Genomic DNA, 20624 nt, shown 5'->3' with positions numbered 1-20624 from the left:
CAGTTATATGCATTTGTAATGATTAAAACTATATTTCGACTATATTTATCTTGAAAAGTATGATTATTAATTAAATTAGAAAGGAACCAACAGTATGCTTACTTGGAAAGATATAATTAGTTACTCTGTTAACGGAAACCCAACTCCAGATAGACGAGTTGAAAAAACAGAGGAAGAATGGCGAAATCAGTTAACTCCAGAGCAATTTAGAATTACAAGACAAAAAGGAACTGAACGTCCACATAGTGGCGACCTTTGTAGTATTTATGATGAAGGTAAATACAACTGTATGTGTTGTAATACACCTTTATTTGACTCAACTATTAAATTTAGTTCTGGAACAGGCTGGCCAAGTTTTACACAACCAATTAAAGAAAACGCTATTAAATATGAAAAGGATACGGCTTTTGGTATGGTTAGAGTTGAGGTTATGTGTAATACTTGCGATGCACATTTGGGTCATGTATTTCCAGATGGTCCTGAGCCAAGTGGATTACGTTATTGCGTAAATTCTGAATCTATGAAATTAGATAAGGAGGTTACACATGACTACTAAAAACATACAGCAAGCCACATTTGGTGGTGGCTGTTTTTGGTGTACAGAAGCAGTATTTCAAGAAGTAAAAGGAGTAGATAAAGTAGTATCTGGTTATTCTGGAGGGAGCGTTCCTGGGAAACCAACCTATCGTGAAATTTGTTCTGGTCTAACAGGACATGCAGAGGTAGTACAAGTAACTTATGATGCTAATACAATTTCTTATGAAGATATATTAATCATTTTCATGACTACTCACGATCCAACGACGTTGAATCGTCAAGGAGCCGATCGTGGCACACAATATCGTTCGGTAATTTATTATCATAATAATGAGCAGAAAGAAATTGCTGAAGTTGTTATAAAAGAAGTTTCTATTTATTATAACGATCCAATTGTTACCGAAATATCTCCTTTAGATATTTTTTACGAAGCCGAAAAAGAACATCAAGATTACTATAAAAATAATCAAGCGAAAGGTTATTGTAGTTTTGTAATAACACCAAAACTAGCAAAGCTTCGTGAGCTTCATGCTGATAAGTTAAAATGACACCAAAAATTAAACTTTATGGCACCGAAAGGTGCCATAAAACTAAATACTACCAAGCTTTTTTAGAAAATATAAAAGTAGAATATGTGTTTTTAGATGTAGAAAAAAATGAAGACTTTGCTGAAGAGTTACGTAGTCTTTATGAAAATAGAAAATTAAATTTTCCAACAATTACCATTGGAAAAAAGAAGCTTAGAAATCCAACAGATAAAGAATTAAATAAAAATTTAGAGAATGAACATAACAGCTAACATTAAGAATTATTTTAAAGCAAAATCAGAAAATAAAGAAACAGGAAAAGCACCAGAAGGTATTTGTCCAAATTGTTGGGGAAAACAAGAATGGGATGGTGAATTTTATAGAAAAATAAAAGGAAAAAGTACTAACCAAAAGTCAGACATATATAATAATTTTATTAAAGAAGTGGTAGGGAAATTGGATAAAATTACTCTCCAAAAAGATACTTACTTTTGCGAGACCTGCAATATGAAGTACGATAAATAATTTAGTAATGAAAAATACTTTTAAAGCTTTAGTTTTTATAACTGTTTTTATTATGCTAAATGGTTGTGCTACATACAAGCTTCAGTATGAAGATGGTATTAGTGATCAGATTTTTATAGACGAAAAGCAAATTGAGCATTCATTTTATTTAATTGGAGACGGAGGGAATTCCCCAATAGGCACAAAAACTAAAGCTTTAAAAGAATTTAAACTGCAACTTGACAAAGCAGGAAAGAATAGTACGGCATTATTTTTAGGAGATAATATTTATCCATCAGGAATGCCAAATAAGGAACATGAACAGCGTGATTTTGCAGAGCACCAACTTAATGTGCAAGCAGATGCAGCGAAAAACTTTAAAGGGAGTGCTATTTTTATTCCAGGAAATCATGATTGGTATAGTAATGGATTAAAAGGATTAAAACGTCAAGAAAATTACATAGAAGACATCCTTGGTAAAAACACTTTTTTACCTGAAAATGGTTGTCCAATTGAAAAGATTGATGTTAGTGATGATGTGGTGTTAATTGTAATAGATTCAGAGTGGTATTTAACTAATTGGGATAAGCATCCTACAATTAATGATGATTGCGAAATAAAAACAAGAGCGCTTTTTTTCGATGAGTACGAAAGCTTAATTAAGAAGGCAAGAGGGAAAACGACAATAGTAGCATTGCATCATCCTTTATTTACTAATGGCTCTCATGGAGGTCAGTATTCCTTTAAAAGTCATATGTCGCCATTACCAGTTTTAGGGACATTAAAAAATCTTATTAGAAAAACAGGAGGTGTAATAACAGTTGATGATCAAAACAAGAAATATAGAGAGTTTAAAAACCGTTTAGTTACGCTTTCTCAAGAAAATGAAAAGGTGGTTTTTGTTTCTGGACATGATCATAATTTACAATATCTAGTTCAAGATAATCTTCCACAAATTATCAGCGGTTCAGGATCTAAAACGAATCCTGCGAGAAACTCAGGTTCTGGAAAATTCTCTTTCGCCACCCAGGGATATGCTCGTTTAGATGTATTTAAAGACGGATCTTCTTATGTGCGATTCTTTGAAGCAAAAACTAATAAAATTGTTTTCGAGACTCAAGTTTTAAAGCCGAATAACGTTGACACTCAAACTGTATATCCTTTGGATTTACCAACTCAGAAAACAGCCTCTATTTATACAAAAGAAGAAACAGCAAAAACAAAGGCATTTAAAAAGTTATGGGGAGAGCGTTATAGAGAATATTTTAGTAAAGATGTAACAGTTCCAACTATAAGGTTGGATACTTTGTTTGGAGGTTTAAAACCAATGCGAAAAGGAGGTGGACATCAATCTAAATCATTGCGTTTAGAAGATGCTGAAGGTAGAGAATATGTCATGAGGGCTTTACGGAAGAATGCACTACAATATTTGCAAGCTGTTGCATTTAAAGATCAATATATAAAAGGTCAATTTGACGATACGGCTGCAGAGAATTTGTTGCTGGATGTTTTTACAGGCTCACATCCTTATGCGCCTTTTACAATAGCAACATTATCTAAAGCTATTGGTGTTATGCATACAAGCCCACAATTGTATTATGTGTCTAAACAAGAGGCTTTGGGTGTTTATAATAACGAATTTGGAGATGAATTATATATGATAGAAGAACGTGCCGCTGATGGTCATGGAGATAAGGAAAGTTTTGGATTTTCAAATGAGCTTATTAGTACTCATGATATGCTTCGAGAATTAAGAGAAGATGAAGATAATCTTGTAGATGAAGCAGCTTATATTAGAGCGCGTTTATTCGATATGTTAATTGGCGATTGGGATAGACATGAAGATCAATGGCGTTGGGCAAAATTTAGGGAAGGCAAAAAAACTATTTATAGACCAATGCCTAGAGATAGAGATCAAGCATTTTCGATAATGGCAGATGGAACTTTATTGGGTTTTGCAACCAAAATTGTTCCAGCTTTAAGATTAATGCAATCTTATGATGAAGAATTAAAAAGTCCAAAATGGTTCAATTTAGAGCCTTATCCTTTAGATGTTTCTTTAATAAATCAGTCTACTAGACAAGATTGGAATGTACAAGTTAAACATATTGTTGAAAACCTTACTGATGAAGTAATAGATAGTGCCTTTAAACATTTTCCAAAAGAAGTTCATGATGAAACAGTTCAAGATATTAAGCGTAAATTAATTGGCAGACGAGCCAATCTTCAAAAGATTTCAAACGAATATTACAATCAAGTAAACAAATATGCAATCATTAAAGGTACAGATAAAGATGATTGGTTTGAAATAGAGCGTGATCAAAGATTAACTAAGGTTACAGTTTATAGAATTCAGCAAGGAGAAAAGGGAGAAGTATTTCATCAGCGTGATTATTCACATTTGGATACTAAAGAAATTTGGATTTATGGACTGGATGATGAAGATGTTTTTATGGTGTCTGGACAAGGTGAAAATTTGATTAAAGTTAGAATTATTGGAGGACAAAATAAGGATGTTTACAATATTGAAAACGGAAGTAAAATAAAGATTTATGATTATAAGTCTAAGGAGAGCAAGTTTATAACCAATAAAGGAAGCAAAAAGTTAACAGATGATTACGAAACTAATGTTTACAATTATAAAAAACCAACTTATAACTCCAATCAATTAGTGCCTTCAATTGGATCAAATCCAGATGATGGCTTAAAAATAGGGTTTGCAAATACCTTTACAGTAAATGGATTTGAAAGAAATCCTTTTACATCTCAACACATAGTATCTGCTGCGTATTATTTCGCTACTAAAGGTTTTGATGTTTCTTATTCAGGGGAGTTTGCAAATATAATAGGGAGTGCTAATTTAATGGTAGACGCTAAATTTACTAGTCCAAATTATGCAATAAATTTCTTTGGATATGGAAACGAAACAGTTAATCCTGAAGCTGATGAAAATGATGGTCTAGATGTAGATTTAGATTATAACAGAGTTAAATTAAGAACCATAAAAATAGCACCTGCTTTACAATGGCATGGTGATTTAGGCTCGAAAGTTAAATTAGGATTATCATACGAATCCATAGAAGTTGAAGAAACCGAGGGTAGATTTATTAATACAATTATTGGCGACAATGTAGATGTCTATAATAATTTTGTTGGTGCTGAATTATCTTATGGATTTGAAAATAGAGATAACAAGGCTTTTCCAACTTTAGGAATGGAAACAAATGTGCAACTAGGTTATAAATCAAATATTAATGACTCAAATGGATTTGGATACTTAATTCCTTCAATTGCTTTCGACTATAGATTGACTTCTAATGGGCAACTTGTTTTAGCCACAAAATTGGGTGGACGTATTAATATTGGTGATGATTTTGAATTTTATCAAGGAGCTAACTTAGGAGCTAATAATGGGTTAAGAGGTTATAGAAATGAACGTTTTACTGGTAAGAGCTCGTTTGTGCAAAGTACAGATTTACGCTTAAACCTTAGAAAAGTAAAAACAAGCTTGCTTCCCTTTAATATTGGGGTTTATGGTGGCTTAGATTATGGTCGTGTTTGGGTTGATGGTGTAGATTCCGATAAATGGAACAATTCCGTTGGTGGAGGATTATTTTTTAATGGAGCAGATATGATTGTTGGTAATATTTCAGCTTTTTCTGGTAATGATGGTTTAAGATTGGCTTTTAAACTAGGTTTTGGATTTTAACGAATATCCAATTGATATAAGTTTCCACCATTCACACCTAAATATTCATCAGTAATTAAAAGTGTGCTATCATTCTTAAAAATGACACTTTCTTTTTGAGATCTATGTTTAAAATCTATGTGTTTAACATCTCCATTTAGAAAATCATTTCCTTTAAAATTAGAAAATATAAAAGCACTATGCTCAGTAAGTAAAACTATTTGATCTTTTTTATCATTTATATCTGCCGAAGTTACCCAACAACCAGAATCATCACAGGTTGAAAAAGAGCTAATGTATTTAGCTTCATGTTTTCCAGGTTTAGCAGGTATTTGGTAGAGGTTGGTTCTTCCTTTGTCAGAAGAACTACGGCTTTTTGTAAATAAATACAAGTTATCATTAAAATAGAAAAAGGACTCACAATCAAAGTGACGTTTTTTCTTTTTTGGAGGAAATTTTTTTTGCTCTGGATAAGTAAATGAGATTTTTTTTGGTGTAATTGCTTTAGCAGTATCTAAGTCTTTATTGTTAATTATTAAGATAGAAAGATTTTTGCTGTCATTGCTATTGTTTCCAAAATTACCAATATAAATATTTCCAGTGTCGTCTGCTGCTAAATCTTCCCAATCCCTGTTTTTAGCATCAATTTTTATGTGTTTTTTTACAGTTCCTAAAGTATCTAAACCATATAAAATAGGCTTATTTCCACCATCATTTATCATCCATAAAAGATCAGATTGGTTAGTTTTTTCTAAACCAGAAGCTTCATTTAGAGATTTTGGCAAATCTGCTATAACCTGCAAATTTCCAGTATCACAACTGAGAAAGATAAGTATAGTAAAGAGAGCAATTTTATTCAAAGTAAAGATTTCTAAAACCAAGTTAAAAGTACGTAGTTTTTCTTACTTTTAAGAATAATAAAACTCTACCGATTATGAAACAAATCACTTTTTTAGTTATAATGCTTTTAATGTATAGTGCTAATGTGATTTCTCAAGAAGAATTTACTCAAGCCACTTTTAAAGAAGGTGATGCTCAAAAATTTATTACATCGAAATTCTATATGTTTAACGGAAATAAAGCAACTGGTGATGGTACTGTAACAATTTCTTTTACTATTAATGAAAAAGGCGAAGTGATAGATGTAATTCCAGAAATTAATAGCAGTAAGACCAATGGATTAAACGCTATGTTGGCAGTACAAAAAACAAATGGGTTGTGGAATCCAACTTTAATTGATGGAAAGGAAGTAAGTTATATCTATAAAATTAAGTTTCACTTTATAAACAAGAAAGGCACATTCAGTGAAGATTATCGTAAAGCAAAACGATTAAATGAAAAGGGGAAATATGAGAAAGCTTTAAAAATGTACAATAAGTTTGTTGAAAAGTATACTGATGAGGCAAAATTTTACTATGAAAGAGCTGCGATTAAAGAAGTCATAGGAGACGAAAAAGGAGCTCAACTTGATTTAAGAAAGTTTGACGAATTAAACAGAACTTTTCTAGCACATATAAAAGTTGGTTTATTTGCCGTAGAGCGTAGAAAAATGATGTACAAAGAAGTAAGAGTTTCAGGTGAATCGACAGGACAGTTAACTGAGAGAGAACTTAAAAAATTAATCAAGAATAAATGATTAATAAGATTACGTTTTCGTTGATACTAATTTTTGGATTGAATATTAATGTAATTTCACAAGAAGAATTTACTCAAGCCACTTTTAAAGAAGGTGATGCTTATCATTTTTTTATTAATCAAATAACGAAACTACAAGCTAATAAAACCTTAAGTAAAGGTACGGTTACTGTATCATTTAATATTAATGAATTAGGTGAAGTTATGGATTTAATTCCTGAGATTAATAGTAGCAAAGAAAATGCGTTATATTCAATGCTAACAGTAGAAAAATCAAACGGATTATGGCAGCCATCTTTAATAGATGGGAGTCCAGTTAATCATAGGTATAAAGTTAAATTTTGGTTTTTAACAATTAAAGAAACAGTTGACTATCAAAGATTTATTATTGCACAAGATTTATACAAAAGGGAAAAATATAGAAAAGCTCTTAAATATTACACAAAATTAATCAAAGATTATCCAGATAATTCTAATTTTTTTAGAACAAGGTCGAAAATTAATGAGATTTTGGGGAATATAATCGAATCTAAAAAAGATAAAGAAAAACAAATAGCAATAGAGAAAGAATACTTATTCACAGTTCTTGTGGGTATTACTCCTTTTGGTAAATAGTTAATACTATTATTGTTATAAAGAGTTATGAATCAATACAATGTTATAATTATCGGAGGAGGAGCAGCAGGTTTTTTTGCAGCCATCAATATTGCTCAACAAAACCCAAACCTAAAGGTTGCAATTCTAGAGCGTGGTAAAGAAGGTTTGCAAAAAGTAAGGATTTCTGGTGGAGGACGTTGTAATGTCACTCATGCAGAGTTTGTTCCATCAGAGTTAGTGCAAAACTATCCTAGAGGTGAAAAAGAATTGCTGGGACCTTTTCATCAGTTTATTACAGGTGATACTATTGAGTGGTTTGAAAAGCGTGGAGTAGAATTAAAGATAGAGGAAGATGGACGTATGTTTCCAATTACAGATTCATCCCAAACCATTATAGATTGCTTCTTAAATGAAGCAAAAAATCATCACGTTGAAATACTATATAATCACTCCGTAAAATCTATTAAGAAGGGAGAAATTAGCTGGAAAATAGAAACATCTCAAGGTGATTTCACAACAAAAAAACTATTAATAGCCACAGGAAGCAATGCCAAAATTTGGAAACTATTAGAGGGTTTAGGTCATACTATTATAAAGCCTGTTCCATCATTATTTACTTTCGATATAAAGGATGAGCGCATTAATGATATTCCTGGTGTAGTTGCCAGAAATGTTGAAATTAGAGTGCTACAAACTAATCTTTGGAGTGAAGGCCCTTTATTGATAACTCATGTTGGCATGAGCGCACCAGCAATTTTAAAACTTTCAGCTTTTGGTGCTTTAGAGTTAGCAAAACTCGACTATAAATTTAAAATAGAAGTTAATTTTATTAAACAATCACTTGAAGATTGTTTAGATACATTGAAAGAGTTTAAACAGGAATTTGCAAAGAAAACAGTTTATAAATCTACACAGTTTGAGTTGCCAAAGCGCCTATGGCACAAACTGGTTTTAGCTTCCAATATAAATCGAGAAACTCGTTGGGCAGATTTAAACAAAGGGCAATTAGAAAATTTAGCTTCTCAACTTACTCAAGCTGTTTTTAGTGTAGATGGAAAAAGTACTTTTAAAGAAGAGTTTGTAACAGCAGGAGGAGTGAATCTAAAAGAAATCAATTTTAGAACCTTTGAAAGTAAATTACATAACAATTTGTATTTTGCTGGAGAGGTTATTAATGTGGATGCAGTGACGGGTGGTTTTAATTTCCAAAATGCTTGGACAGGAGCTTATATTGCAGCTAAAGCCATGTCAAAATGAGTACATACATTGCACTTTTAAAAGGCATTAATGTTGGTGGACACAAAAAAGTCCCAATGGCAGAGTTGCGTGAATTGCTTTCTCAATCTGGATTTGAAAATGTACGAACCTATATTCAAAGCGGTAATGTGATTTTACAATCTTCAGAAAAAAGCAACCAAAAAATTGAAAAAACAGTTAAGGAAGCTATTACAAATTATTTTGGATTTGAAGTGTCTGTTTTAGTTAAAACCAGAAAAGATTTACAACGTATTTTTAATAATTCTCCATTTTTAGAAGACGAAAAGAAGGCTAGTTACTTTATAATGTTGCACAATACTCCAGATAAAGAGTTAGTAAAAATTGCTTCAGAAAAGATTTACGAATCAGAAGCGTATCAAATTATTGAAGATTGTATTTATTATTATTCAGCGAATGGTTTTGGTCAGTCAAAATTTGATGCCAAATTTTTTGAACGAAAACTCAACACATTTGCCACAGCAAGAAATTACAACACAATGTTAAAGTTGTTATCTTTGTCAGCAGATTAATAAATAATGGCAGAGAAAGACTTTATATTAAAAAATTATAATAAAAACTTTGTAGGAGATAAATACTCTTGGTCTTCACCTAGTAATATAGCTCTAGTAAAATATTGGGGAAAAAAGGAACAGCAAATTCCAGCAAATCCTTCCATTAGTTTTACACTTGACGCATGTAAGACAACTACAACTTTAACATGTTCGAAAAAAGAAAATAATACTGACTTTTCTTTTGAAATATTCCTAGATGGAGAAAAAAAGGATGATTTTAAACCAAAAATTCAAACTTTTTTTGAACGAATTGAAGTATATGTACCTTTTTTAAGAGACTATCATTTTATAATAGATACAAAAAACACATTCCCGCACAGTTCAGGTATTGCATCTTCAGCTTCAGGAATGAGTGCTTTGGCCTTATGTTTAATGAGTGTTGAAGAAGATGTTATTCTAGATGGTGACTATTCTGATGAATATTTCTATAAAAAAGCGTCCTTTTTAGCACGATTAGGCTCAGGTAGCGCTTGCAGAAGTATAGAAGGCGATTTAATAGTTTGGGGAAAACACAAGGAGATTCCGAATAGCTCAGATTTGTTTGGAGTAAAATATCCTTTTGAAGTGCATGAGAATTTTAAAAATTATCACGATACAATTCTTTTAGTTGATAAAGGCGAAAAGCAAGTAAGCAGTACTGTTGGACATAATTTAATGCATGATCACCCTTATGCCAAACAGCGTTTTGCACAAGCGCATGAAAATCTTTCTAAGTTGGTAAGCATATTTAAAGAAGGAAATTTAAAATCGTTTATTGAAATTGTTGAAAGCGAGGCTCTAACACTTCATGGAATGATGATGACAAGTATGCCTTATTTTATTTTAATGAAACCAAATACGCTTGAAATAATCAATAAAATTTGGCGTTTTAGACAAGACACAGATTTACATATTTGCTTCACTTTAGATGCAGGAGCAAACGTGCATATTTTATATCCAGAAAAGGAAGCGAAAGAGATTTATGAATTCATTAATAATGAGTTAGTTGTGTATTGCCAAAATGGTCATTATATTTGTGACAGAATTGGCTTTGGTGCTAAAAAAATTAGTTAGATTCGTATAAATGTTTAAAAATATCACTATATTGTTAAACAAAATAACATAGCAGTTATGAAAGGACCCTTATTTTATTCAAAAATATTACTCTTTGGAGAGTACGGAATCATTAAAGATTCCAAGGGACTTTCTATTCCTTATAGTTTCTATAATGGTGCTTTGAAGAAAGATGATAACCCATCAGAACATGCAATTACTTCTAATAAAAACTTAAAATCATTTGTCAACTATTTAGAAACCTTAGATGTTGATTTAGTGTCTTTTGATTTTGAAACACTTAAAGCTGATGTGAATTCTGGAATGTATTTTGACTCCTCAATTCCGCAAGGATATGGTGTTGGTAGTAGTGGTGCTTTAGTCGCGGCTATTTACGATAAATACGCTCATGATAAAATAACAGTTTTAGAGAACTTAACTCGTGAAAAGCTATTAAAATTAAAGACTATATTTTCTGAAATGGAATCTTTTTTCCATGGAAAATCTTCTGGTCTAGATCCTTTAAATAGTTATTTAAGCATTCCAATTCTTATCAATTCTAAAGATAATATAGAGGCTACAGGAATACCATCGCAACAGAACAACGGTAAAGGTGCTGTGTTTTTATTAGATAGTGGTATTATTGGCGAAACTGCACCAATGGTTGGTATTTTTATGGAAAATATGAAACAAGAAGGATTCCGAAAAATGCTTAAAGACCAATTTATAAAACATACAGATGCTTGCGTTGAAGACTTCTTGAAAGGCGATATTAAATCGTTATTTAAAAACACAAAGCAATTATCTAAAGTAGTTTTAAATCATTTTAAACCTATGATTCCAAAACAATTTCATGAGTTATGGAAAAAAGGTATAGAAACGAATGATTATTACTTAAAGCTTTGTGGCTCTGGTGGAGGAGGTTATATTTTAGGTTTCACTGAAGACTTTGATAAAGCCCAAAAATCATTATCCGATTATAAATTAGAAGTAGTCTATAACTTCTAAACACCTTCATATGTTTTCTAGACAACAAAAACACGTTTTACTGAAGTTTTTCAGTATGTTTTCTGTCGTTAGAGGTTACAATGTACTCATCGTTATTATAGCACAGTATTTATCAGCTATATATATTCTTGCTCACGACAAACCGATAAAATCTGTCGTTTTCGATTTAAATTTACTCATGATTATTCTTGCCTCTGCGACAACTATTGCAAGTGGATATATTATCAATAATTTTTACGATTCAGAGAAAGACCTAATTAATCGCCCTCAAAAATCTATGTTAGATAGATTAGTTGGGCAAAACACCAAATTGGTATTCTATTTTGTACTTAATTTTATCGCAGTCATTTTTGCAAGTTATGTATCATTTAGGGCAGTTATTTTCTTTTCGATTTACATTTTTGGTATTTGGTTTTATTCGCACAAGCTAAAGAAAATGCCAATTATTGGTAATATAACATCAGCAATATTAACCATTACACCTTTTTTTGCTGTATTTATTTATTACAAGAATTTTGAAACGGTCATTTTTGTTCACGCTATGTTTTTATTTTTAATATTGTCTATGCGTGAGCTTACAAAAGACCTTGAAAACATAAAAGGTGATTTAGCATTGGGTTATAAAACCATTCCAATTGTTTATGGTGAAAAGACGTCTAAAATAATGCTTACCATATTAGCAATATTAACACTTATTCCAGCTTATTTATTGATTTACAACTATCAGGTAGGGCGCATGACCTATTTCTTTTATTTAAGTGTTGTGTTACTTTTAATTTTTCTAATTTTAGTGTGGAAATCAAACAGCAAATTGCACTATTTACTACTGCATAACATATTGAAATTTATTATTGTTGCAGGAGTTTTTAGTATAGTATTAATTGATATTAATGTTGTTTTAAACCGAATTTTATAATGGAGAACATCTTAAAAATAGCCATGGCTCAAATTTCACCAGTTTGGTTGAATAAACGAGAAACCATAAAAAAAGTTGAGCAATCAATTAAAGATGCAGCAAAAGAACAATGTGAGTTAATTGTTTTTGGAGAAGGTTTAATCCCTGGTTACCCATTTTGGCTAGCATTAACTGGAGGAGCCGAATGGGATAAAAAGATTAATAAAGAATTACATAGACATTATGTTGCCAATTCAATTACCATCGAAAATGGCGACTTAGATGCTATTTGTCAATTAGCTCAAGAACACCAAATAGCTATTTATTTAGGAATCATAGAAAGACCATTAGATAGAGGAGGACATAGTGTGTATGCATCGCTAGTGTATATTAATCAAGAAGGAGAAATAAAATCTGTACACCGAAAGTTACAACCAACATATGATGAACGTTTAACATGGTCTCCAGGAGATGGTAATGGTCTACAAGTACACCCTCTAAAGCAATTTACCGTTGGAGGATTAAACTGTTGGGAAAACTGGATGCCTTTGCCACGAGCTGCACTCTATGGTTTAGGTGAAAATTTGCATATTGCTGTATGGCCTGGAAGCGACCATAATACTAAAGATATTACACGTTTTATTGCAAGAGAGTCACGGTCGTATGTAGTGTCAGTATCAAGTTTAATGAACAAAAGCAATTTCCCAGAAAACACACCTCATTTAGATGAAATCATTAAAAACGCTCCGGATACTTTAGCAAATGGAGGCAGTTGTATTGCTGGACCTGATGGCGAATGGATTATTGAACCTGTTTTAAATAAAGAAGGGCTAATTATTCAAACTATAGATTTTAATCGTGTTTATGAAGAACGTCAAAACTTCGACCCTGTTGGCCATTATTCACGCCCAGATGTAACCAAATTAAGCGTTAATCGAGAACGACAATCTACCGTAGATTATAATAGTTAATGTAAACTATTGTCTTACCTTTGCAAAAATTTTAGAGCAATGAGTAAACCAAGAAATAATAAAAGTAAAGGGAAGCCTTCTGGACGTGGTGCAAATCACACACGTAAAGAAAGTTATGCAAGAGGAAATGCTCCAATAAAGAAAAAGCCTCAACAAAAAAGTACGTCTAATCCTGACGAAATTCGTTTAAATAAATACATTGCTAATTCAGGTGTTTGTTCACGTCGTGAAGCCGATGAATATATAGCTATTGGTTTGGTAACTGTAAACGGTAAAGTAGTGACCGAAATGGGTTATAAAGTGAAGTTAGAAGATGAAGTGCGTTACGATGGACAGCGTGTTAATCCTGAAAAAAAGGCGTATGTATTGCTTAATAAACCTAAAGGTTTTGCCACAACTACTAGTGAGGGAAAAGGCAGAACAGTTATGGATTTAGTAGCTAATGCAACCAGTTCACGTATTAAACCAATAGGCAGACTTGGTAGAAACTCAACAGGTTTGCTGTTGTTTACCAATGACGATGCTGTGCATAATAAGTTTACCAATTCTAAAAATGGTGTCACTAGATTATTTCAGGTTGAATTAGATAAAAACTTAAAATACGAAGACCTTAAGCAAATAAGAGAAGGTTTTAAAATAGCTGGAAAAGAAATATCGGTTGTGGATATTAGCTACATTGAAGGTGCTCCAAAAAAAGAAATTGGTTTAAAAATCAAGAATACAGGAAACACTATTATTAGAAGCATTTTTGAGCACTTTAAATACGATATCATTAAAGTTGATTGCGTCATGATTGCCGAATTGACTAAAAAAGATATCCCTCGTGGTCACTGGAAGCACCTAACTGATCAAGAGGTGAATAATTTGAAGATGCTTTAAGCTTATATGATTAACATTTAATTTTATCAATTGTTAGTTATATATTTGATTTAATGAATAAATTTCAAACGATATTTGATGAAATACATGATTTTCCTGAATCTGGTCGCTCTAATTTAATTGGATCTTTAAGAAAAAAACTTGATAATGCCGATGCTGGCTCTAGGAAGTCGTTAATTGGATGCTCATTTTTAATAATAGGATATTTGCTGTTCGAAGGAGCATTAATTAATGACGTAAACCTTGGGCCTTTTAAAATTAATGATATAAACACTTTAATTTATTTTTTACCACTCGTTTCTGCTTTTTTATTATCTAATTTTTCTTCAAATTTTTATACCTCGGCTTATTTAAATTATTTAATATACTGTTTAGAAATTAAACATTTTGATTTAAAAAAGGAAAGTGAACTACACCTAGCATCACTTAATAATACTGAGGCAAAAAGAGGTGAAGAGTTTAAAAAATATAAGAGTAATAAATTAACGAATAAATCTGGTAAAAAGGGTTGTTTTCAATCATGTTTAATGATCCTTCCACTATCTATAATAGCATTAGCAGCTTTTATTTTTATTCCATTGCTTTATTATTTTATAGTTAGTTTTACAATAAATAATATTGAGCTGACTTTTTTTGGAATCAAATTTTTAGACTGGACTCCTTTTACTTTTACAATTACTTTTATAATTCTATCATTAAATAGTTGGGTAAAAGTATATAAATTTTATTCTTTTAAGAATAAGCACAATCCTTGGTTGGATCCTAAAGAGAATTAGAATCAGCGTTTCACCTTAAACGTATAACTAGAAATAAGGTCGTCTCCAATTAATAGATGTACATCGTAAAATCCAGTGGTATTAAATTGATGTTCAAAGGTTAACATGTCATCTTTAATTATTACAGAATTTGGTTGCACTTTCCTGTCAACAAAACCATTGTCAACTAATAAGTGTATTTGATTTACTGGTGTTGGTTTAACGAGTTGGTATTTAAAAGTAATTTTTTCGTTTCGACGTAAGGTGTTGCTTAATTTTTTGGGCGTATCGTGATGTATCAAATTTGTATAAGCTTTACCGTAAATAATTGGCGCTTCTAAAAATGTTTTAAAGGTTAGTTTCACATCATCTATAAGTAACCATTTATTATCTTCAGGAAAATGATTTATTGCAAATAGTTCTGGGCTTGTAAGAAAGTAGCCATCGTTATAATTAAATTTAAACACATATGTTTCAGGGTCAATAATTCCGCTTGCCCAAGTAGGATCACATAAATACCATTTACCATTTAATTCAATGGCATTCCAAGAGTGATTAGGCGTATTTAGTTTGTCTACATTTGTGGAACTTGTTCTGCCATAACCATGTACGATTTCGCAATTTAAATTGGCTAAATTTGATAGCTCTTTTATAAGGTAAGCATAGCCAGTGCAAATAGTTTTTTGATCTTTTAAAAGTGTTCTAAATATTTTTTTCTTAACATGTGTATTCCAATTGGTAAGTTTAAGACTGTCATTTTGGAATTTCTGTCTCTTTTTATTGTTCTTTAAAAACAAGGCATAATCGTTTTCAATATTTGTGCATACCCATTTATAGATAGCTCTAAAGCGTTCTGCATCTGTCTCCAAATTCGAGGTAAGTTTATAAACTAATTTGGGCAGATTATTAAGCCCTTCATCTTTGCACTCCAATGCAATACTGTCAGCTTTTTTAAAATTGATGTAATCAAAATCAGATATCTGAGCATTAGATTGGAATGCAACTATAAAGAGTACTATGTATCTTATTTTTGTCATTAAATAAGACTGTGTTAATTGGAACGTTTTGATTTATATGGCTTTTCAATATTCAAATCTCCAACAACTTCAATCCCACCAGAAGTAAGCATTAACTCAATAAAAGTAGAATTCTCGTTAATTTTGATTTTAGCTGTATCGTAACCTAAATAGCTAAAAACTAAAACATCACCATATTTAAGAGGTTTAGGAAATGTAAATTCTCCTTTTTCATTAGTGGATGTTCCAGTTTCTGTACCTTCAAGAACAACATTGACTAGGTAAAGTGGTTCAATTTCATCACTAACTACCCCTTTAACAATAATTTCTTGCGTTACAGATTTAGACTCGGCAACTTTTTTTGTCTGAGCAAAAACAGGATTGGATATAATTGTAGTCAACATAATAAGCCCAATTAACCCAAAGGTTCTGTTTAAAATATCTCTCATCGAGAATTGTTCAATACTTTCTGGCTTTACTAAGCCATAGTTTTTCTGTTTTAATGTAAAATTTGTTTTCATAATATAAAGTTTTAACCAAATCTAGAGACTAAACCTTTATGCTTCAACTAATATTGAGTAATCATAGTGTTTTAGTTAGTGTGAGGGTCTTTTAGATTAGTGAAGGGAAAAATTTAATTGTAAAAAATGACAATAAAATCAGGGGAGAAAAAATTTTTCAAAAAAAACCAAAAAAAGTTTTGCGTATTAAAAAATAAATTACATTTGCGGCGCATTTAGCTGAACAATTTGAAACCTGTTTCTATGTTCGGGCTTTTGAAAATTAGGAAGTCATATTCAAAAGCAGCTTATAGGATGAGCGACCGAATTTTAAAGCTAACTTCCGTTTTACCTATCTATGCTAGTCAGCATAACTTTGGCTTTGTACCTACTACACAAAGCCAAATACAAGTTTGATATACACACATTATTGTTTGTTTTTAAACAGCTTAGACTGTTTTTCTATTTAAATTTTACAACTTTTTAAAAATAATAATGAATACCAAATATATTGATCTAATCAATCAAACGTTCGATTTCCCTCAAGATGAATTTAAACTTGCAGAACACAAACTACGCTTTCATGATGTCAACCTAATGCAATTGGTTGAACAGTATGGAGCGCCACTAAAATTCACGTATTTACCACAAATATCCAATAACATACAACGTGCTAAGCAATGGTTTAACAATGCTATTGAAAAGTATGAATATAAAGGTAATTACAACTACTGCTATTGTACCAAAAGCTCACATTTTAAGCATGTATTACATGAAGCTTTAAAGAACGATATTCATATTGAAACTTCTTCGGCATTTGATATAGATATTGTTGAAAACCTTAAACGTGAAGGGAAAATCAATAATGATACATATGTAATAAGCAATGGATTTAAACGAGCACAATATGTAACAAACATTGCGAGACTTATTAATAATGGACACAAAAATTGTATTCCAATTATTGATAATTACGAAGAAATCGATTTGTTGTCACAAGAAATTAATGGCAAATTCAATGTAGGAATTCGTATTGCTTCAGAAGAAGAGCCAAAATTTGAATTTTATACGTCGCGATTAGGTATTGGCTACAAAAACATTGTGACTTTTTACAAAAATCAAATTCAGAATAATGAAAAAGTTGAACTTAAAATGCTTCATTTTTTCATTAATACAGGAATTCGTGATAATGCCTATTACTGGAACGAATTATTAAAATGTTTAAATGTTTATACGAGCTTAAAAAAGATATGTCCAAGCTTAGATAGTTTAAATATTGGAGGCGGATTTCCAATTAAAAACTCATTAGCATTCGATTTTGACTATGAGTATTTAGTGGACGAAATTGTTAACCAAATCAATATAACTTGTAAAGAAGAAGGTGTTGAGGTGCCAAATATTTTCACAGAGTTTGGAAGCTTTACAGTTGGTGAAAGTGGAGGAGCGATTTATGAAGTGTTGTACCAAAAACAACAAAACGATCGTGAAAAATGGAATATGATTAACTCATCATTCATTACAACACTACCTGATACTTGGGCAATTAACAAACGTTTTATCATGTTACCAATAAACCGTTGGAACGATAGTTATGAGCGTGTGTTACTTGGAGGTTTAACATGCGATAGCGACGATTATTACAATAGCGAGCAACATATGAACGCTATTTATTTACCTAAATACAACAAGGAAAAACCATTATATATTGGCTTTTTTAATACTGGAGCTTACCAAGAAACCATTGGAGGCTTTGGAGGTTTGCAACACTGTTTAATTCCAGCACCTAAACATATTTTAATTAACAAAGATGCTGAAGGAAATTTAACCACTGAACTATTTTGTGAACAACAAAAAAGCGAAGATTTACTTAAGATTTTAGGTTATGATACAAAGCCTGAAATAAACACAACACAAACAATAAACACAAATGCTAACGTAGTGTTAGCTGATAAATAAAAATGAAAACAAAAACTTACGCTGGAATTCCAGAAGAACTTGCAAAATTAGAGCAAGCAAAAATCGTATTAATTCCTGTGCCTTATGATGGCACAAGCACTTGGCAAAAAGGAGCAGATAAAGGTCCTGAGGCGTTTTTAAATGCTTCAGAAAACATGGAGCTTTACGATATTGAAACAGATACAGAAGTCTACAAACAAGGTGTGTATCTTGCTGAGGCAATAACAGAAAACAGCTCACCTGAAGCTATGGTAGATGCTGTACATCAAGCCACAAAAAAATATATCAAGAAGAACAAGTTTGTAACCATTTTTGGAGGCGAACACTCTATATCTATTGGTACTATTAGAGCATTTAACGAAATGTTTCCAGACTTGACAGTGCTGCAACTGGATGCTCATGCCGATTTACGCGAAAGCTACGAAGGCTCTACTTGTAATCACGCTTGTGCTGTTTACGAAGCAAGCCAAACAACCAATTTGATTCAAGTTGGGATTCGCTCAATGGATATCATTGAGAAAACAGTTATGGATGAGGAGAAAACCTACTTTGCACATGATATGGCTGTAGATGATAACTGGATGGATTCAGCAATTGACCAAATGACAGATAATGTGTTTATCACCATAGATTTGGATGCGTTTGATCCTTCTATTTTACCAAGTACTGGAACACCAGAACCAGGAGGTTTACTATGGTACGAAACGCTTGAATTTTTAAAACAAGTATTTGAAGAAAAAAATGTGGTTGGATTCGACATTGTAGAACTTTGTCCTAATCCAAAAGAAAAATCTTCAGACTTTCTTGCAGCAAAATTGTACTATAAAATGTTAAGCTATAAGTTTAAAAATGAAGACACTGAAGATGATTACGATAACTCGTTCGACAGTACTTACGTAAATAAAAACAACTCTTTAAAATTTGTAGAAGATGATGACTACTAAAGGCCCAATTTCTCAATTTATTGAAAAGCACTATTTGCATTTCAATGCTGCTGCTTTAGTGGATGCCGCAAAGGGTTACGAGGCACAATTAGAATCTGGTGCTAAAATGTTGGTGTCTCTTGCAGGAGCTATGAGTACTGCAGAGTTAGGTAAAAGTTTTGCAGAAATGATTCGTCAAGATAAAGTGCATATTATTTCTTGTACAGGAGCTAACTTAGAGGAAGATATTATGAATTTAGTGGCGCATTCTCATTACAAACGTGTGCCTAATTATCGTGATTTGACACCTCAAGAAGAGTGGGATTTATTAGAAAAAGGATTGAATAGAGTAACAGATACGTGTATTCCTGAAGAGGAGGCGTTCCGGAGATTGCAAGAGCATATTTATAAGCTATGGAAAGATGCTGAAGCCAATGGAGAAAGTTACTTACCACACGAATACATGTACAAAATGCTATTGTCTGGAGTATTGGATCAATATTATGAAATTGATGTAAAAGATTCATGGATGTATGCTGCTGCAGAAAAGAATTTACCTATTGTTTGTCCAGGTTGGGAAGACAGCACTATGGGTAACATTTTTGCAAGCTATGTGCTAAAGGGCGAATTGAAAGCAAGCACTATGAAATCTGGTATAGAATACATGACGTTTTTAGCAGATTGGTACACAGAAAATTCTAAAAAAGGTATTGGTTTCTTCCAAATTGGAGGAGGGATTGCAGGTGATTTCCCAATTTGTGTGGTGCCAATGTTATATCAAGATATGGAACGTACAGATACGCCATTTTGGAGTTACTTCTGTCAAATTAGTGATTCAACCACTAGTTATGGGTCATATTCTGGAGCTGTGCCAAACGAAAAAATCACTTGGGGAAAATTAGATATTAATACACCAAAATTTATCATTGAGAGTGATGCAACGATAGTTGCACCTTTAATTTTTGCTTATCTTTTGGATTTGTAATATTAATGTTGTTAAATTTACAACAAACCTCAAATAGAGCATATATTTTAACTCATGAAAAAAGCAAACGACAATCTTAAACGTATTATCGTAGATTTTAAGAAATTAACACCTGAAATATTAGGCTTGTTAGTTGAAAAATATCCTGATGGATACGATGAAGATCATATCATTTCTTTTAGAAATGCTAAGAATGAAATTGTTGAAGCAGTACAGGTAGATACTGATGATACTCGATATTTGGTAAAAGTAAGTACCAAATTAGTAAAGACCATGGAGAATTATGATGAAGATGATTATGAAGATTATGACGATGATGATCCAGAAGCAGTACAAGACCCTCAAACTGAACCATCAGAAGAACCTGAAGATTTCGATTAAAAAATT

22 protein-coding genes are annotated in these 20624 nt (G+C 31.8%); 19 read left to right on the top strand and 3 right to left on the bottom strand.

Features of this window, described 5'->3' with window-relative positions; genetic code table 11:
* Positions 1 to 94: 94 nt before the first annotated feature.
* From msrB to HB672_RS00705, 5 genes are read left to right on the top strand one after another with little or no spacing between them, the layout of a single operon-like run.
* A complete protein-coding gene (gene msrB / locus HB672_RS00725) occupies positions 95 to 556 on the top strand; it encodes a peptide-methionine (R)-S-oxide reductase MsrB (protein ID WP_167606101.1) in 462 nt (153 codons plus the stop codon).
* Positions 546 to 1085 (top strand): peptide-methionine (S)-S-oxide reductase MsrA, encoded by a 540-nt coding sequence (msrA, locus tag HB672_RS00720; protein ID WP_167606097.1) that lies wholly within the window; start codon positions 546 to 548, stop codon positions 1083 to 1085. The genes msrB and msrA overlap by 11 nt, the downstream gene beginning before the upstream one ends.
* A complete protein-coding gene (locus HB672_RS00715; protein ID WP_167606092.1) occupies positions 1082 to 1336 on the top strand; it encodes a glutaredoxin domain-containing protein in 255 nt (84 codons plus the stop codon). Before msrA ends, HB672_RS00715 begins: the two co-directional genes overlap by 4 nt.
* The gene (locus HB672_RS00710; protein ID WP_167606088.1) at positions 1320 to 1589 is read left to right on the top strand and encodes a hypothetical protein; all 270 of its coding nucleotides are present in this window, start codon (positions 1320 to 1322) and stop codon (positions 1587 to 1589) included. The genes HB672_RS00715 and HB672_RS00710 overlap by 17 nt, the downstream gene beginning before the upstream one ends.
* Positions 1590 to 1596: 7 nt before the next feature.
* Positions 1597 to 5277 carry a metallophosphoesterase gene (locus HB672_RS00705; protein WP_167606084.1) on the top strand — a complete coding sequence of 1227 codons (3681 nt, stop codon included), beginning with the start codon at positions 1597 to 1599 and terminating at the stop codon, positions 5275 to 5277.
* On the opposite strand, the gene HB672_RS00700 is transcribed toward HB672_RS00705, so the two are convergent.
* Positions 5274 to 6116, bottom strand: a complete 843-nt coding sequence (locus tag HB672_RS00700) for a hypothetical protein (RefSeq protein ID WP_167606079.1) — start codon at positions 6114 to 6116, stop codon at positions 5274 to 5276. The genes HB672_RS00705 and HB672_RS00700 overlap by 4 nt on opposite strands.
* A 74-nt stretch (positions 6117 to 6190) precedes the next feature.
* On the opposite strand from HB672_RS00700, the gene HB672_RS00695 reads away from it, so the two are divergent.
* The 10 genes from HB672_RS00695 to HB672_RS00650 are packed head-to-tail and all read left to right on the top strand — an operon-like array spanning position 6191 to position 14878.
* Positions 6191 to 6892 (top strand): hypothetical protein, encoded by a 702-nt coding sequence (locus HB672_RS00695; protein WP_167606074.1) that lies wholly within the window; start codon positions 6191 to 6193, stop codon positions 6890 to 6892.
* Positions 6889 to 7506, top strand: a complete 618-nt coding sequence (locus tag HB672_RS00690; protein WP_167606070.1) for a hypothetical protein — start codon at positions 6889 to 6891, stop codon at positions 7504 to 7506. The genes HB672_RS00695 and HB672_RS00690 overlap by 4 nt, the downstream gene beginning before the upstream one ends.
* A 27-nt stretch (positions 7507 to 7533) precedes the next feature.
* Complete coding sequence (locus HB672_RS00685) at positions 7534 to 8745, top strand: NAD(P)/FAD-dependent oxidoreductase (RefSeq protein ID WP_167606047.1); 1212 nt, start codon at positions 7534 to 7536, stop codon at positions 8743 to 8745.
* Positions 8742 to 9275, top strand: a complete 534-nt coding sequence (locus HB672_RS00680) for a DUF1697 domain-containing protein (protein WP_167606044.1) — start codon at positions 8742 to 8744, stop codon at positions 9273 to 9275. Before HB672_RS00685 ends, HB672_RS00680 begins: the two co-directional genes overlap by 4 nt.
* A 6-nt stretch (positions 9276 to 9281) precedes the next feature.
* On the top strand, positions 9282 to 10370 hold the full coding sequence (locus HB672_RS00675; RefSeq protein ID WP_167606041.1) for a diphosphomevalonate decarboxylase: 1089 nt from the start codon (positions 9282 to 9284) through the stop codon (positions 10368 to 10370).
* A 57-nt stretch (positions 10371 to 10427) separates the two neighbouring features.
* Positions 10428 to 11357 (top strand): mevalonate kinase, encoded by a 930-nt coding sequence (locus HB672_RS00670; protein WP_167606038.1) that lies wholly within the window; start codon positions 10428 to 10430, stop codon positions 11355 to 11357.
* A 10-nt stretch (positions 11358 to 11367) separates the two neighbouring features.
* A complete protein-coding gene (locus HB672_RS00665) occupies positions 11368 to 12273 on the top strand; it encodes a geranylgeranylglycerol-phosphate geranylgeranyltransferase (RefSeq protein ID WP_167606035.1) in 906 nt (301 codons plus the stop codon).
* Complete coding sequence (locus HB672_RS00660; protein WP_167606032.1) at positions 12273 to 13223, top strand: carbon-nitrogen hydrolase family protein; 951 nt, start codon at positions 12273 to 12275, stop codon at positions 13221 to 13223. Before HB672_RS00665 ends, HB672_RS00660 begins: the two co-directional genes overlap by 1 nt.
* 39 nt (positions 13224 to 13262) lie before the next feature.
* Positions 13263 to 14102: a pseudouridine synthase gene (locus HB672_RS00655; RefSeq protein WP_167606029.1), complete on the top strand. Its 840-nt coding sequence runs from the start codon at positions 13263 to 13265 to the stop codon at positions 14100 to 14102.
* Positions 14103 to 14155: 53 nt separating this feature from the next.
* Positions 14156 to 14878, top strand: a complete 723-nt coding sequence (locus HB672_RS00650; protein ID WP_167606026.1) for a hypothetical protein — start codon at positions 14156 to 14158, stop codon at positions 14876 to 14878.
* Between the two features lie 2 nt (positions 14879 to 14880).
* On the opposite strand, the gene HB672_RS00645 is transcribed toward HB672_RS00650, so the two are convergent.
* Entirely contained in the window at positions 14881 to 15894 is a 1014-nt protein-coding gene (locus HB672_RS00645; RefSeq protein WP_167606023.1) for a transglutaminase domain-containing protein, read from the bottom strand.
* Between the two features lie 14 nt (positions 15895 to 15908).
* Entirely contained in the window at positions 15909 to 16394 is a 486-nt protein-coding gene (locus HB672_RS00640) for a carboxypeptidase-like regulatory domain-containing protein (RefSeq protein ID WP_167606019.1), read from the bottom strand.
* Between the two features lie 474 nt (positions 16395 to 16868).
* Between HB672_RS00640 and HB672_RS00635 the strand changes: the two genes are divergently transcribed.
* From HB672_RS00635 to HB672_RS00620, 4 genes are read left to right on the top strand one after another with little or no spacing between them, the layout of a single operon-like run.
* Positions 16869 to 18329, top strand: a complete 1461-nt coding sequence (locus HB672_RS00635) for an arginine decarboxylase (protein ID WP_167606016.1) — start codon at positions 16869 to 16871, stop codon at positions 18327 to 18329.
* 2 nt (positions 18330 to 18331) lie between these two features.
* A complete protein-coding gene (speB, locus tag HB672_RS00630; RefSeq protein ID WP_167606013.1) occupies positions 18332 to 19273 on the top strand; it encodes an agmatinase in 942 nt (313 codons plus the stop codon).
* Entirely contained in the window at positions 19263 to 20237 is a 975-nt protein-coding gene (locus tag HB672_RS00625) for a deoxyhypusine synthase family protein (RefSeq protein ID WP_167610147.1), read from the top strand. The genes speB and HB672_RS00625 overlap by 11 nt, the downstream gene beginning before the upstream one ends.
* A gap of 54 nt (positions 20238 to 20291) precedes the next feature.
* Positions 20292 to 20618: a hypothetical protein gene (locus HB672_RS00620; RefSeq protein WP_167606010.1), complete on the top strand. Its 327-nt coding sequence runs from the start codon at positions 20292 to 20294 to the stop codon at positions 20616 to 20618.
* Positions 20619 to 20624: the final 6 nt, after the last annotated feature.

Source organism: Gaetbulibacter sp. S0825, from assembly GCF_011777505.1.
Lineage (GTDB): Bacteria > Bacteroidota > Bacteroidia > Flavobacteriales > Flavobacteriaceae > Pontimicrobium.
Note: the sequence above shows the minus strand (reverse complement) of the source record. Positions and strands in the feature narration are given on the sequence as shown.